At 67.4% G+C, this 12785-nt stretch carries 11 protein-coding genes; 3 read left to right on the top strand and 8 right to left on the bottom strand.

Going from position 1 to position 12785, the window contains the following annotated elements; all coding sequences use genetic code 11:
* Window positions 1-13 precede the first annotated feature (13 nt).
* The 5 genes from F0U60_RS18740 to F0U60_RS18720 all read right to left on the bottom strand — a co-directional run bounded on the left by F0U60_RS18740 (window position 14) and on the right by F0U60_RS18720 (window position 4417).
* The gene (locus F0U60_RS18740; RefSeq protein ID WP_395821814.1) at window positions 14-517 is read right to left on the bottom strand and encodes a gamma-glutamylcyclotransferase; all 504 of its coding nucleotides are present in this window, start codon (window positions 515-517) and stop codon (window positions 14-16) included.
* A gap of 2 nt (window positions 518-519) precedes the next feature.
* Window positions 520-909 (bottom strand): EamA family transporter, encoded by a 390-nt coding sequence (locus tag F0U60_RS18735; protein ID WP_395821812.1) that lies wholly within the window; start codon window positions 907-909, stop codon window positions 520-522.
* An 11-nt stretch (window positions 910-920) separates the two neighbouring features.
* Entirely contained in the window at window positions 921-1928 is a 1008-nt protein-coding gene (locus tag F0U60_RS18730) for a glycosyltransferase family 2 protein (RefSeq protein WP_395821809.1), read from the bottom strand.
* A gap of 117 nt (window positions 1929-2045) precedes the next feature.
* Window positions 2046-2237 (bottom strand): hypothetical protein, encoded by a 192-nt coding sequence (locus F0U60_RS18725; protein WP_395821807.1) that lies wholly within the window; start codon window positions 2235-2237, stop codon window positions 2046-2048.
* 80 nt (window positions 2238-2317) lie between these two features.
* On the bottom strand, window positions 2318-4417 hold the full coding sequence (locus F0U60_RS18720; RefSeq protein ID WP_395821804.1) for a catalase: 2100 nt from the start codon (window positions 4415-4417) through the stop codon (window positions 2318-2320).
* A 213-nt stretch (window positions 4418-4630) separates the two neighbouring features.
* On the opposite strand from F0U60_RS18720, the gene F0U60_RS18715 reads away from it, so the two are divergent.
* The 3 genes from F0U60_RS18715 (at window position 4631) to F0U60_RS18705 (ending at window position 9712) form a co-directional block, all read left to right on the top strand.
* Window positions 4631-5938 carry an ABC1 kinase family protein gene (locus tag F0U60_RS18715; protein WP_395821801.1) on the top strand — a complete coding sequence of 436 codons (1308 nt, stop codon included), beginning with the start codon at window positions 4631-4633 and terminating at the stop codon, window positions 5936-5938.
* 88 nt (window positions 5939-6026) lie between these two features.
* Window positions 6027-7313, top strand: a complete 1287-nt coding sequence (locus tag F0U60_RS18710; RefSeq protein ID WP_395821799.1) for a hypothetical protein — start codon at window positions 6027-6029, stop codon at window positions 7311-7313.
* Window positions 7314-7414: 101 nt separating this feature from the next.
* Window positions 7415-9712 carry a hypothetical protein gene (locus F0U60_RS18705; RefSeq protein WP_395821795.1) on the top strand — a complete coding sequence of 766 codons (2298 nt, stop codon included), beginning with the start codon at window positions 7415-7417 and terminating at the stop codon, window positions 9710-9712.
* Window positions 9713-9729: 17 nt separating this feature from the next.
* Here F0U60_RS18705 and F0U60_RS18700 read toward each other — a convergent pair whose 3' ends face one another.
* From F0U60_RS18700 to F0U60_RS18690, 3 genes are all read right to left on the bottom strand, one after another.
* On the bottom strand, window positions 9730-10329 hold the full coding sequence (locus F0U60_RS18700; protein WP_395821792.1) for a hypothetical protein: 600 nt from the start codon (window positions 10327-10329) through the stop codon (window positions 9730-9732).
* Window positions 10330-10559: 230 nt separating this feature from the next.
* Window positions 10560-11720, bottom strand: a complete 1161-nt coding sequence (gene nagA, locus F0U60_RS18695) for an N-acetylglucosamine-6-phosphate deacetylase (protein WP_395821789.1) — start codon at window positions 11718-11720, stop codon at window positions 10560-10562.
* Window positions 11720-12781: an SIS domain-containing protein gene (locus F0U60_RS18690; RefSeq protein WP_395821786.1), complete on the bottom strand. Its 1062-nt coding sequence runs from the start codon at window positions 12779-12781 to the stop codon at window positions 11720-11722. Before F0U60_RS18690 ends, nagA begins: the two co-directional genes overlap by 1 nt.
* Window positions 12782-12785 lie beyond the last annotated feature (4 nt).

Here is a 12785-nt window from a genome sequence, read left to right as displayed (position 1 = left end):
ACGACGCCGACGGCTACAGCAGCCGCACCAGCTCCATCACATGCGCGTCGTACTCGCCGGCCTGGGCCAGTGCTTCCGCCAGCCGCTGCACGTAGTCGCGATTCGAACCGCTGGGCCCGTGGGCGGAGCGCACCACCGCGGCGATCTCCTCCAGCGTCAAGGGTCCCAAGTAGTGGGGGTTGGACGGGCCCGCCACGTAGACCAGGGCCTCCAGCGACGGGGGCTCGCGCGTCTCCAGCATCACCCGGTGTCGCTCGTACCCACCCTGCTCACGGAAATCCAGGTGGGCCAGCACCTCGTCCACACGCTCGGTGGCAATCCGGTACGCCACGCCCCAACAGCGCGCGCCGGGCTCGGGCACCAGCGTCACCACCCGCCCGGGCGCCTCCGGCACGCCTCGGTGGTCCGTCGAGCCCTGCCAGAAGCGCCGCCCCCAGTCCCTCAGCCATGCCTCACGGCGCTCCTCGTACGGAAAGGAGGGACGGAAGATGAGGGAGCCATAGCCGAAGATCCACATGACTACGCGGTCTTGAGGCTCACGAGGTAGAGCCCGGTGATGATGAGCAGAATGCCGCCGAGGTTCACCCAGCTCATCGGCTCGCGGAGCACGAACCGGCCGATGAAGAAGAGCAGGACGTAGGACAGCCCCCCGAGGATGGGAAGCGCGCGCGCGATCTCAAAGCGGGAGAGCACGTACAGCCAGCAGATGACCCCGAGCCCGCACAGCAGCACCCCAGCCAGCGCATGGCGCGAGAAGCACAGCGAGAAGAGGTGGTAGCGCAGGAAGTCGGGCATCGACGGCGTCTTGCCCGCCAGCTCGAGCATCACCCCTTTCTTGAGCATCACCTGCCCAGAGAGGGAGAGGGCCAGGGTGAGGATGAACCAGAGAAAGATGGAGGGAGGAGGCATGGGGGGGAGACCTAGGCGTTGAAGATCATGGCCCGCAGGGGCATCCGGTGGTTGCGCAGGAGCTGTGTGAACTGCTCGTCGGACAGCCGGCGCTTGGCCGCCTTGTGACGCAGGTGATGAGGCCCAGCGCGCAGGGCCTCCCAGTGGCCACGAAGGAAGGCCTCGAGGAGCGCGCCGCCCTGGCCGCCCCCCGTCGCCTGGCCCTTGCCCTTGCCGGACAGCAGCGCATAGGCCATGAGCCCGTACCGGTACACGCTCCACACCGGCATCATGGCCAACATGTGCGGAGGGAAGTTGCGCAGCGCGAGGAGGTAGTGGTTGCGCTCCACGAGCCGCAGCTTCCACGGCGAGTAGGTGCTGCTGGAGGCCGAGTACTTGTGGAAGACCACCGCGCGCGGAGCGGCCACCGTCAGCCACCCGGCCCAGAGGCAGCGCAGCCCCAGGTCCGAGTCCTCACAGTAGGCGAAGAAGTCCTCCGCGAAGAGCCCGACCTCGTCGAGCATGTCCTTGCGGTAGAGGGCCGCGCAGCCGCTGGGCATCAGCACCTCGCCGAGGCCGTCGTACTGCCCCACATCGCGCTCGCCGCGCCCCCGCCCCTGGGCAATGCCGTCCGGGCACATGACGAGGCCACCCACCGAGTCGATGAGGGTGCGGTCGAAGAAGTTGAGAATCTTGGGCGCCACCATCCCGGCCCGGGGGTTCTGCTCGGCCGCGGCGACGAGCTCCTCGAGAAACCGGGGATCCGCCTCGGTGTCATTGTTGAGCAGCACGAGGTACTTCCCCCGAGCCACGGCGATCCCCACGTTGTTCCCCTTGGCAAAGCCCGTGTTCTCGGGGAGTGGGAGGAAGCGCGCCTCGGGCATCAGCTCGCGAGCACGAGCAAGCGAAGCGTCTGCCGAGCCGTTGTCGACGAAGATGACCTCGAAGTCGCGGTAGGTCTGGCGCGCGAGCGAGCCGAGGCAGTCGGCGAGCAGCTTCTCGCCGTTGTAGTTGACGATGATGACAGAGACGGTGGGCATGAGGTCGGACAGAGGGACAGGCGCGAGCCTTCTAACCCAACCGCCCGCTCCCTCCAACCCATGCCGTGAGCTCCCGGCATGCCGCCAGGCAACCCCCCGTCCGACGCTGCTCCCGGCTTAGAAGTCCTCGGGCTTGGGAGCCTCGTAGGTCACGGCGAAGGGATCGAACTTCTCGTCCTTGCGCTTCTTCTCGCTGGGCTGCGGCGTGAGGTAGGGGTCGATCTTCACCCGCAGACCGAACACCTTCGGGTTCTTCTTCGTCTCTTCCCGCTTCTGTCCGAACTGATCGCTCTTAGGGGAGTCGCTCATGGCCCGTGCATTCTAGCGCACTCGGCCCCGAGCAGGGGCAGGGAGGCCCCCCTACCCCGCTCCACCCGGCTCAGGTCACATCAGGCCGGAATGGTGTGCCTGTCGGCGCGGTCCCAGTGCCGGTGCTCCGCGATGGCCGAGACGAACGTGGCGGCGAAGGCGTTGCTCCCCGCCCCCTCCTGGTTCACCACGATGCCCGGCGCGGAGGTGGAGATTCCGCAGGCACTCAGGAGCTCAGCCCCCTCCTTCGTCGCGGCGATGGCCTTGCAGTGACGGTACGCTTCCTGGACGAAGTGCAGCGCGTCCCCGTCCTTCTTCAGCACCGCCACGCTCGCGGCACCGCCCGGAATGAAGACGGCATCGTACTCGAGCGAAGCTGTCGTGAGCGCGCTCCTGTCGACCTCCACCTTCCCTCCCGCGCCCTTCACCGTGCCGAGGTGCTTGGCGATGACCAGCAGCTTCGCCCCCTCCTTCTCGAGCGCGGCCCGCGCGGCCTCGACCTCGGAGACATCGACCCCCTCCGCCACGAGCGCCGCGATGCGCCGCGTCTTGATGGAGTTCTTCTTCGTGTTCTCGATGCTGAGCGCCGGCGACTTCTCGATGTTGCCCTTCACCACGGACACCTTGGGCGCCGGCAGTCCGAGTCCCTCGGCCACCGGGATCGCGAGCTCCCCGTCGATCTTCGCCAGAATCTGTTCCACGACGCGCTGGCGGATCTCCTTCCGCTCCACCTTCCCCAGCTCGAAGAGCAGGGCGGCGATGATGTGCTCCTTCTCGGGCTTCGACATGCTCCGGAAGAACAGCCCGGCCTGGCTGAAGTGGTCCGAGAAGGACTCGCTCCGGGTGCGCGTCTTCTCTCCGGTCACCTTCGCCGGGAAGTGGGTGAAGCCGCCCTTGTTGGCGGCGGAGAGCATCGGGCAGCCCCCGCTGAGCGAGTTCGGGTGGTAGTTGGCCCTGCCGGCGTCAATCCTGTGCCGCTTGATGCCGTCCTGCTGGTGGTTGTGCACCGGGGCCAGCGGACGGTTGATGGGGATCTCCGCGAAGTTCGGTCCGCCGAGCCGCGAGAGCTGCGTGTCCAGGTACGAGAAGAGGCGGGCCTGCATCAGCGGGTCATCGGTGAAGTCGATTCCCGGAACGACGTTCGCGACGCAGAACGCAACCTGCTCCGTCTCGGCGAAGAAGTTCGTCGGGTTGCGGTTGAGGGTGAGCTTTCCGATACGACGGACGGGAACCAGCTCCTCCGGGACGATCTTCGTGGGATCCAACAGCTCGATTCCCAGCTTCTCCACGTCCGCTTCCTCGATGATCTGCACCCCGAGCTCGTACTCGGGGTAGTCACCCGCCTCAATGGCCTCCCAGAGATCGCGCCGGTGGTAGTCGGGATCCTTGCCCGCGAGCTTCTGGGACTCATCCCAGACGAGCGAGTGCACGCCGAGCAGCGGCTTCCAGTGGAACTTGACGAAGCGCGACACGCCCTTCGCGTTCACCAGCCGGAAGGTGTGCACGCCGAAGCCCTCCATCATGCGGTAGCTCCGCGGGAGCGCCCGGTCGGACATGACCCACATGATCATGTGCGCCGTCTCGGGGACGAGCGAGACGAAGTCCCAGAAGGAGTCGTGCGCGGAAGCGGCCTGGGGCATCTCGTGGTGCGGCTCGGGCTTCACCGCGTGCACCACATCCGGGAACTTGATGCCGTCCTGGATGAAGAAGACGGGGATGTTGTTGCCTACCAGGTCGAAGTTGCCCTCCTCCGTGTAGAACTTGACGGCAAAGCCGCGCACGTCTCGCACCGTATCCGCCGACCCACGCGAGCCCGCCACGGTGGAGAAGCGGACAAAGACGGGGGTCTTCACCGACGGATCCTGGAGGAAGCGGGCCTTCGTGTACTCAGCCTGTGATTCGTACACCTGGAAGTAGCCGTGCGCGGCCGACCCGCGCGCGTGAACCACCCGCTCGGGAATCCGCTCGTGGTCAAAACGCGTCAGCTTCTCGCGGAAGTGGAAGTCCTCGAGCAGCGTGGGCCCTCGAGTCCCCACGCGAAGCGAGTCATCGGTGTGCTCGATGCCGATGCCCTGGTCCGTCGTCATCCGCTGGCCCGTGGGGTCCGAGCGGTCCTTCGCGAGTGCTTCGTCCTTGCTCCGCTCATTGATGCGCAACGATTGCGTGTCGTTCGTGTCCACCGTGCTACCTCCCGGGCGTACCGCAATGCGCACGAAGCCCCGAGGAAGCGAGCCATTCGGTGTACTGAGGTCCAGTCATCTGCGCATTGGCGAACGGAGCGGCGCCGGGATGTCGTCTCCACGGCAGGTGCGCCCTCGCTCTCACGGCAACCGGCCTGAAGCCTTCCAGATGGCGACATGCCAGAATGACGTCACCCCGTGCATTGAAGGCTTATGAGCGACGATCCCTCCATTCCGAGTGGCAGACTCAAGCGGCTCACCCGTATCGCCGGCATGGCCACCCAGGTGGGCGCCAGCCTCGCCACCGACCGGGTCAAGCGCCTGCTCGGTCGGGAGTCCGATGGGCATGCCGTGATGGCCCAGCGGGTGCTCGAGACCCTGGGCTCCCTGAAAGGTGCCGCCCTCAAGGCAGGACAGGCCCTCACCCTCTTCTCCTCGCAGCTGCCGCCCGAGGCTCGCGTCATCATCGGCAAGCTCTTCTCCCAGGCCCCGCGGCTCCCCTTCGCGGAGATCGCCACCGTGATCCAAGAGGAGCTGGGCGCCCCACCCTCCGAGATCTTCGCCGAGTTCTCCGAGGAGCCCTTCGCCGCCGCCTCCCTGGGGCAGGTGCACGAGGCCCGACTGCGGACCGGCGAGCGCGTGGCGGTGAAGGTGCAATACCCGGGCATCGCCGCGGCGCTGGAGGACGATCTCCGCAACCTCGAGTCCCTGCTCAAGAGCGTGGGCATGGGTGGGCTGCTGCTCGATGCGCACGAGTACGCGGAGGAGATCCGCCGGGAGCTCTCCGGTGAGCTCGATTACCGGCGCGAGCTCGCGCAGCTCGAGCACTACCGCGGGCTGCTCGCACCTTGGCCGGACCTGGTGGTGCCCAAGGCCTGGCCGGAGCTCAGCACCGGCCGGGTGCTCACCCTGGAGCGGCTTGAGGGCCCCACCCTGAACGAGCTGGCCCACGACGTGGATTCGCTCCCAGAAGAGGTCCGCTTCCGCCGCGGCGAGCAGCTCCTCCGCGCTGTCTGCGGGCCGTGGATGCTCCACCGGACCATTCACGCGGACACGCACCCGGGCAACTACCTGGCGCTCCCGGATGGGCGGCTCGGCGTGCTCGACTTCGGCTCGGTGAAGACGGGCTCGGAGCCCTTCTGGCGCTGCACGCTCGTGTGTGCGCGTGCCCTCATGGAGGGCTCCTCCCTTGACTGGGTCACCATCCATGAGCAGGGCGGCTTCCACATTGGGATCTCCAAGGACAAGGCTCAGAAGCTCCTCGAGGAGATCTCCCGCATCGCCGTCACCCCGTTGCAAGAGCCTTACGATTACGCCACGGACACCATCATCGAGAAGCTCTCCGAGCTGAAGCTGCGCTATCCGCTGGATCTCATCCGCATCCGTCCCCCTGCGGAGTCCCTCATGGTCGGCCGTGCCATGGCGGGGCTGCTGCAGAACCTTCGCGCGCTCAAAGTCCGGGGAGACTTCCGCCCCTTCTTCCGTAACACCTTGAACACCGCGTTGGCGGGCCCGCGCTGAAGAGTAGACAACCGAGCAGGCGTTCTCCTCCTGCCGTCACAGGGGGAATCGTTCGGCGCACAAACGGTTACGATGGCTCCGCGCCATCATGCCCTTCAAACGCTCCTGCCTCTTGCTCCTGCTCGCCCTCTTGCTGCCCCTGGGAGCGAGCGCCTTCTCGGTACCGGACCATGAGACGATGACCCGGGTGTCCGTCGATGCGGCACTCGCGGCGGGTGACTTCCCCCAGCTCGCGGCGCATCGGGAGGCCGTGGTGGAGGGGAGCCGGGCGGAGGACCTGAACCTCCCCGTCAAATGGGCCGGCTATCACCACTTCTTCCACCCTGACATCTCACTCGACTCCTCCTTCCGTAAGGACTCGGGGACTCGCGTGCGCGTCCTGTGGCAGGAGGCCGAGGAGGCCGCGAGCAACGGTGACCTGGCGCGAGCCTTCGATCGCGTGGGCCACCTGGTGCACCACATCCAGGACATGGCCGTCCCGATGCACGTGGTGCCGGTGATGCACGGGCTCTCGGATCGCTTCGAGCAGCACTCGGCGGGGCAGTTCTCCCTCGGGCGGGAGATCGCTCCGCTCTCCGGAGAAGAGGCCCAGCTCGCGCTGGCTCGGGAGACGCTGGAGGTGGTGCGCTCGGGCTCGCTGACGACGGTGGAGGGTGGAGCCATCCCCTGGAGCGCGTTCTGGGCCGAGCCCACCACGAAAAAGCCAGGCGCGTTCGGCGGCTACGGCTCGCTGGGCAACGCCTTCGATTCAAAAGAGGTGCGCTGGAAGGGGCGAACCTGGAAGGTGGACCCCTCGGAGTACGACGACTTCGTGGACGCGCGAGTTGAGTCGGCCGTGGCCTACTCCCGCGCCTTCCTCCTCTGGGCCGCGGAGAGACTCACCGCGCTGGCAGAGGCCCGGAATGTGGCCATGAGGCCGAACTGGAACCCCTCCCCCTCGCTCGCCCTGGAGCTCCTGGGAGGTGCCGCCACCTCGCTGCGCGGCGCCACACCGGTGGCGGGTGCGCGAGCCCTGTTCCCCCTTCCCCGGGCCATGGGACTGTCGGTCAGCTACGCGCGGGCCCTGGGCAACCCCCTCTTGAACAGAGGCGGGACGGTTTGGTCGCTCGCAGTGCTCTCTCCGCCCCTGCTGACGGCGCGGCTTGGCTACCTGGGAGGGCTCGACCTGCGCGCCACGGCGGGCGCGGGCCTGTGCGCCCTGAATGGCGCGCACTACCCGGAGCTGCCGGTCGGACTGCGTGTCCACACGCTGCTGAGCCGACGGATCTCGCTCAGCGCGGAGGCGCAATACCGGGCCTTCGCTCCTGCCACGTCCCCGTGGGCCCACGGCGTCAACTTCACACTGGGAACCGGCTTCACCTGGGGCGACAACTAGGAGCATTCGCTCGTGCAGTTCCAAGTCGGTCTGGGTTAGATCTCTGACCCAGTATGTGCCGCACTGCATTAACGCTCTTGGACCGGCGCCTCCCCCCCGGAATGGCGGCCCTGACGCTCCTCTTCACCTGGGTTGCCACCGCCGCGCCCATCAAGCAGGTACCCGAAGGCGGACGCGCCATCCCCGTGGTTCAGAAGGGAATCGTGTGCGGCCCGGTGGGAGGAGGATGGTCGCTGTCGTCGGATGGACGCTCCATCCGGCCCCCCTCCAAGGAAGCCGGAGAGTTCGCGCGCACGCTCGACCTCAAGGTCGCGGAAGAGGCGGAGCAGTGCGCGTCGAGCCAGGAGCTCGTCACGGTCATCGCCACCGGAGCCTTTCCGAACATCGACGCCGCGGGCACGACCTTCTTCCCGGACGAGGGACGCATCGAGCTGAAGGGTCAGCGCCTCCAGGACGTCCCGGTGGCCTGGTCCGTACCGGCGAAGAATGAGCAGGAGGCCGCTCGCGAGGGGCTGGACGTCTGCCTCAACCCGTCCACCGGAGGCCGGCAGTCCGAGTGCACCGTGCCCCTGACGCCCGGTCTCCCCTCGGATGCGGCGCTCTACTGGGTCCCGCCCCATGGCAAGCGTGGTCCCGAGGTGACGACCTATGACGCCAACGGCACCCTCGTACCGCCCGAGTCCTTCCTGATCCGTCCCGGCCGCGTCGTCCTGACCCGGCCGCTCGTGCAATCCAGCGGTGTGGACCTGTCCAAGGGACCGGGCCGGGTGGTGGTCTCCCATCCCGAGGCAGTCGCCTCCGTCGATTGTGCGCCCGCCCGTTGCGAGATCGCGGATGGCGCCATTGCCATCCGCAACGTCCCGAGCGGCGCGGACGCCCAGGTGACGCTGCGCCTGCGCCTCGTGCCCCGGGTCCAGATCGCCCGCGGGGACTCCTTCGACTCGGCGGTTTCCGTGACCCTGCCCGTCCTCGCCTGTCCGCTGACGGCCGTGGAGGACACGGTGCTCCGCGACGTCGCGGAGCCGGCGCTCGTGGTGCGTCTGGGTCCGGCCTGTGGGCATGATCCCCAAGGCCTGCTCTGGACGGTCAATGGCGAGCGCGCCGAGGTGGGGCGGGTGGTGAAGGTCCCCGACGGTATCTACGTCCTGCTGCGCACCGCGGGGACCTCGGCCCGGCAGATCACCATCTCAGCGGCGAGCTCTCCCTTGGAGCGGACGGTGGTCGCCTCGACAACCGCGAAGACCCTGCCGCTGCCCTACCCTCGCGCCAACCTGGAGCTGCCGAACCACGGCTCCGTCGACTTCATCCCCACCAACCGCCCCGCGCTCGTGCAGGTCGCCGGCAGCGGAGCACAGGGACGCTTCGCGCTGCACCCCATGGAGGGGGCCTATCGCGTCATCACGCAGGACAACACCACCCTCGTTCGCGGAGACACGACCGCGGGAGGCTTCGTGGCGCTGCGCTTCGGCTACCGAGTGCCCTCGCTGCCCGGTGAGCTCGCGACCATGGACCTCGCGCTCGTCGACGAGCGCGTCCAACGGGCGGTGCGGGAAGCCAGCGTTCCCACGAACGTGGCCAACCTCATCGAGTTCGTCTGCACGGGAAAGGACGGGGTGGATCAAACCATTGGGCCGAGCAGCTCCTACCGCATCGACTATGCCAAGCGGCACACCTGCCGGGTCATCATCCACCGCGAGCGGCTGACTCCCGAGGAAGGCATCCAGGAGATCGTCCTGCGGATCGACGTCACGAAACCCGACGGCTCCACCCGGGGAGAGAGCCACGTCGAGCAGCGAATGCTGCTGCGCCCCGGCGGAGAGGCGCGCGTCATCCCCATCCAGGGCAACCTCGGCCAGTTCGACCGCATCATGGTGCAGGTCGTCCATGTCGCGGACGAGTCTCGTTACGCCCTGAGCGCAACGGATCGGTCGGGCCTGCCCTCGGCGCAATGGACGGCGATCGTCGAGGGAGGCTTCCTGCGGCTCTATGCGACGGGCGCCGTTCCCGCGGGCCTCTATCGGGTGACGCAGCCGAGCGGTCAGCTCACGCTCAACTTCGGCGTGCTGTCCCGGCTCGTCCTGCTGAACAATGAAGGTCAGGAGCGGCTGGTGGGAATCGAGATCGGCCTCATGGGACTGGGGCTCATTCCCCAGTCGAGCAACATTCACTTCCCGCCCACGCTGGCAGTCGTTGGTGGCCTGGGGTTGCGCGTGCCGATCGGCACGGGAGCGGCGGTGGGTGTCCAGGCCTGGATCGCCCACGAGTTCCGGGGCGACATCACGCGGGACCTGAAGGCCGGAGAGGATCCCAATACCACTGACCTGCGGGTCCCCTCGAGCAAGTGGTCCTTCATGTTCGGACCCAGCATCTCGATCGGCAACGTCGGCTTCAACCTGTAGCCCCTTGGAGTGCCCGCCTACGCCATCCAGGTGACGCGGTAGGCGCAGGTCTCTCCTCCGTGCTTGCGGCACTTTTTCGCATCATGGGTGAGCAGGGCGTTGGGCTGGAACCGCTGCGCCATGGCGGCAATGATGCCCCGGTCGAAATCGCATGGGTACGGGGTCGAACTCCGGACGATGATCTCTCTCTTCGTCGGCACGTGCTCGTACTGGTAATGGCCAATGCCCTCGCGCATCTGACCCGTGCTGGGGTTGAACATGACCTCGCCACGCACGGCGTGATTCATGTGGTACGCGACGTCGATGCACTGCAGCGCGCTGTGAATGTCAGTCACCGTCGGAGGGAAGACCGCGTGCTTCGGCGTGGTCATCCCCGACTGGAAGAGGAGCGCGGCGCCGAACTCCTTCTCAATCCGCTCAAGCGTGTTCAACCAGCGTTCGAGCGGATACCAGCTCGCGGGCTCGAACTTCACCTGCCCGGACTTGTCAGCGGAACCCAGGTTCTCCTCGAGGAGGATCTTGCTCGCGATGAGCGTGAACGATCCGAACCCATCAATGACGATCTGCAGGTTGGAGCCCAGAACCTGGAATTGCTTGCAATCAATATTGCCCCGCATTGATCACCTTCCTGGCCGGTTTGAAACCCGCTCGGAACACAAGCGGCACCGACTACTGCATCACGCGGAGAGAGCATCCACAATGCCCCCACCCCAGATGAGCCATCGCGTTGAGCTCACGGCGCAACGTCAGGAGAAGTGTTTGCCTGGGTCAAAGTGCCTTTCCAATTCGCGTGGCAACTTCCACCGCAGCCAAAGAGAGAGGACCCGGAGTCACAGGGGGAGCACAGTCAGTACCACTGCTCCTGACCCCCCACCCACGTGGCGAGCACCTTGAAGTCCGGACTGAGCAGCGTGAGATCCGAGCGGAAGTTCGGCGCCAGCCGACCCAGGTGCCCCTCCAACCCGAGGAAGCACGCCGGGTAGAGCGACGCCATGCGCAGGCTCTCCTCGAGAGGCAACCCGAGGAGACGAACGCAATTGCGCACCGACGTGGCCATGTCGATGTCGGCGCCCGCCAACGTTCCGTTCTCCGTCACCAGGCGACCCTCACGGCGCAGGATGGTGCGGCCATAGAGCGAGAACGAGACCGCGTCCGTCCCAACGGGCGGCATGGCGTCGGTGACCAGGAACACCTTGCCGGGCGGTTTGATCTTCAAAAGCAGTCGCAGCAGCGCGGGATGGACGTGGATGCCATCCGCGATGATGCCGCACCAGGCCTCCGAGTCGAGGGCAGCCAGCACCGGCCCCGGCTGGCGGTTGTTCACCGGCGGCATGGCGTTGAACAGGTGCGTGAAGCCACGCACACCGGCCGTCAGCGCCTCGCGTGTCCGGTCATACGCCGCCGCCGTGTGACCTGCCGCGAGCACCACGCCCGCCGCGGCGAACCGGCGGAGGGTGGCATCGTCGACTCGCTCCGGCGCCAACGTCACCAGCAGACGGCAGCCCTTGCTGGCCAGCCGCCCCGCCAGGCCCGTCAGGGATTCGATATCCCGAGCATCAGGCGCGCGGATGTAGCGCGGCTCATGAACCCCTGGCCGCTCGCCACTGATGAAGGGCCCTTCCAAGTGGATGCCGAGGATCCCACTGGCGGAACGCGAGCTCGCCTCGGAGATGGCCTCGCAGGCCTGGAACATCCTCTCCTGCGCATCCGTGATGAACGTGGGCAACAACCCCGTCGTGCCCGAGCGCCGGGTAGCCGCCGCGATGGCGAGCGCGGCATCGGCCGTGGGCGTCTCGTTGAACAGCACGCCGCCCGCGCCGTTGACCTGAGTGTCGATGAAGCCCGGCACGAGCAACGCGTCCGCGGGCAGCCGCACCTCCTCGGCGTCGGCCGGCGCGTCCGCCACGGGAAGCACCGCGGTGATGCGTTCGCCCTCGAGCACCACTGCGTGGTCCTCGAGCATGAGCTCGCCGGTGAAGCACCGTGCGCCCTTCAGGACTCTCTTCATCACACTGTCTCCGTCACCTTGCGCAGGTGGGCGGGCGCATCCGGATCCAACTTGCGCGCCACCGCCAACCGATGCACCGCCATGTAGAAGCTCTGAACCTGGCACAGCGGAGCGATCGCGCTCGGCACCCCCGGCACTGACGGCAGCAGCTCCGCACCCGGAACCTCGAGCACCGAGCGGACATCCGCTCCCAACTCCACCATCCGACGGACCACGCTCCGGGTGCTCTCCGCCGAGCTGTCCTCCTGCCCGAGCGCCAGGACGGGGAAGCCAGGGCCCACGAGCGCGAGCGGGCCATGGCTCACCTCGGCAGTGCTGAAGGCCTCGGCGTGCATCCGGCAGGTCTCCTTGAACTTCAGCGCCATCTCGAGCGCCGCGCCCAGCCCGTTCCCACGCCCGAGCACGAACATGCTGTGGGCCCCGGAGAGCCGCGAAAGCGCTGGCCACCAGTCCAGGGCCCGCGCCTGCTCCAGCGCTTCCGGCAGCCGCTCGACCGCGTCGTGCAGCTCCTGACTCCCCGACCAGTGCGCCGCCAGCTGCAAGAACGCGAGCCCCGAGAGGATGTAGGACTTCGTGGCGGCGACGCTCCGCTCAGGACCGGCGCACAGCGGAAACGCGAGGTCGCACAGCTTGAAGAGCGGAGAGTCCTCGTTGTTGACGAAACCGACGACCAGGGCACCCCCCGCGCGAGCCGCCTCCGTGAGCCTCAGGAGATCCGGACTGCGACCCGACTGGGAGACCGCGATGAAGAGACACTCCTTCAGGTCCAGGTTCGGGGTGTTGTAGACCGACGCCACGCTCGGTCCCACCGAAGCGACGGCTCGGCCCAGCGTGGTTTCGATCAGATACTTGCCGTAGCTGGCCGCATGGTCGGAGCTGCCGCGCGCGCAGGTCACGACGAAACGCGGGGGCCACTGGCGCAGCCTTGCACCCAGCTCGGCGAAGGTATCCGCGCACTGCTGGATCTGCCGACGAGCGGCATCCGCCGACTGGGCGGCCTCGAGCGCCATCGCGGGAACGGGAGGACTTCCGGTGCTCACGGACACAGGACTGATGCTCATCGGC

The sequence above is a fragment of the Archangium minus genome, from assembly GCF_044360475.1.
GTDB classification, from domain to species: Bacteria; Myxococcota; Myxococcia; order Myxococcales; family Myxococcaceae; genus Archangium; species Archangium minus.
This window is presented reverse-complemented; position numbering and strand designations above follow the sequence as displayed.

Excerpts from the sequence above, each read along its gene's own strand:
- F0U60_RS18740 (WP_395821814.1), bottom strand. The coding sequence starts at position 517 with ATGTGGATCTTCGGCTATGGCTCCCTCATCTTCCGTCCCTCCTTTCCG.
- F0U60_RS18735 (WP_395821812.1), bottom strand. The coding sequence starts at position 909 with ATGCCTCCTCCCTCCATCTTTCTCTGGTTCATCCTCACCCTGGCCCTC.
- F0U60_RS18730 (WP_395821809.1), bottom strand. The coding sequence starts at position 1,928 with ATGCCCACCGTCTCTGTCATCATCGTCAACTACAACGGCGAGAAGCTG.
- F0U60_RS18725 (WP_395821807.1), bottom strand. The coding sequence starts at position 2,237 with ATGAGCGACTCCCCTAAGAGCGATCAGTTCGGACAGAAGCGGGAAGAG.
- F0U60_RS18715 (WP_395821801.1), top strand. The coding sequence starts at position 4,631 with ATGAGCGACGATCCCTCCATTCCGAGTGGCAGACTCAAGCGGCTCACC.
- F0U60_RS18710 (WP_395821799.1), top strand. The coding sequence starts at position 6,027 with ATGCCCTTCAAACGCTCCTGCCTCTTGCTCCTGCTCGCCCTCTTGCTG.
- F0U60_RS18705 (WP_395821795.1), top strand. The coding sequence starts at position 7,415 with ATGGCGGCCCTGACGCTCCTCTTCACCTGGGTTGCCACCGCCGCGCCC.
- F0U60_RS18700 (WP_395821792.1), bottom strand. The coding sequence starts at position 10,329 with ATGCGGGGCAATATTGATTGCAAGCAATTCCAGGTTCTGGGCTCCAAC.
- nagA (WP_395821789.1), bottom strand. The coding sequence starts at position 11,720 with ATGAAGAGAGTCCTGAAGGGCGCACGGTGCTTCACCGGCGAGCTCATG.
- F0U60_RS18690 (WP_395821786.1), bottom strand. The coding sequence starts at position 12,781 with ATGAGCATCAGTCCTGTGTCCGTGAGCACCGGAAGTCCTCCCGTTCCC.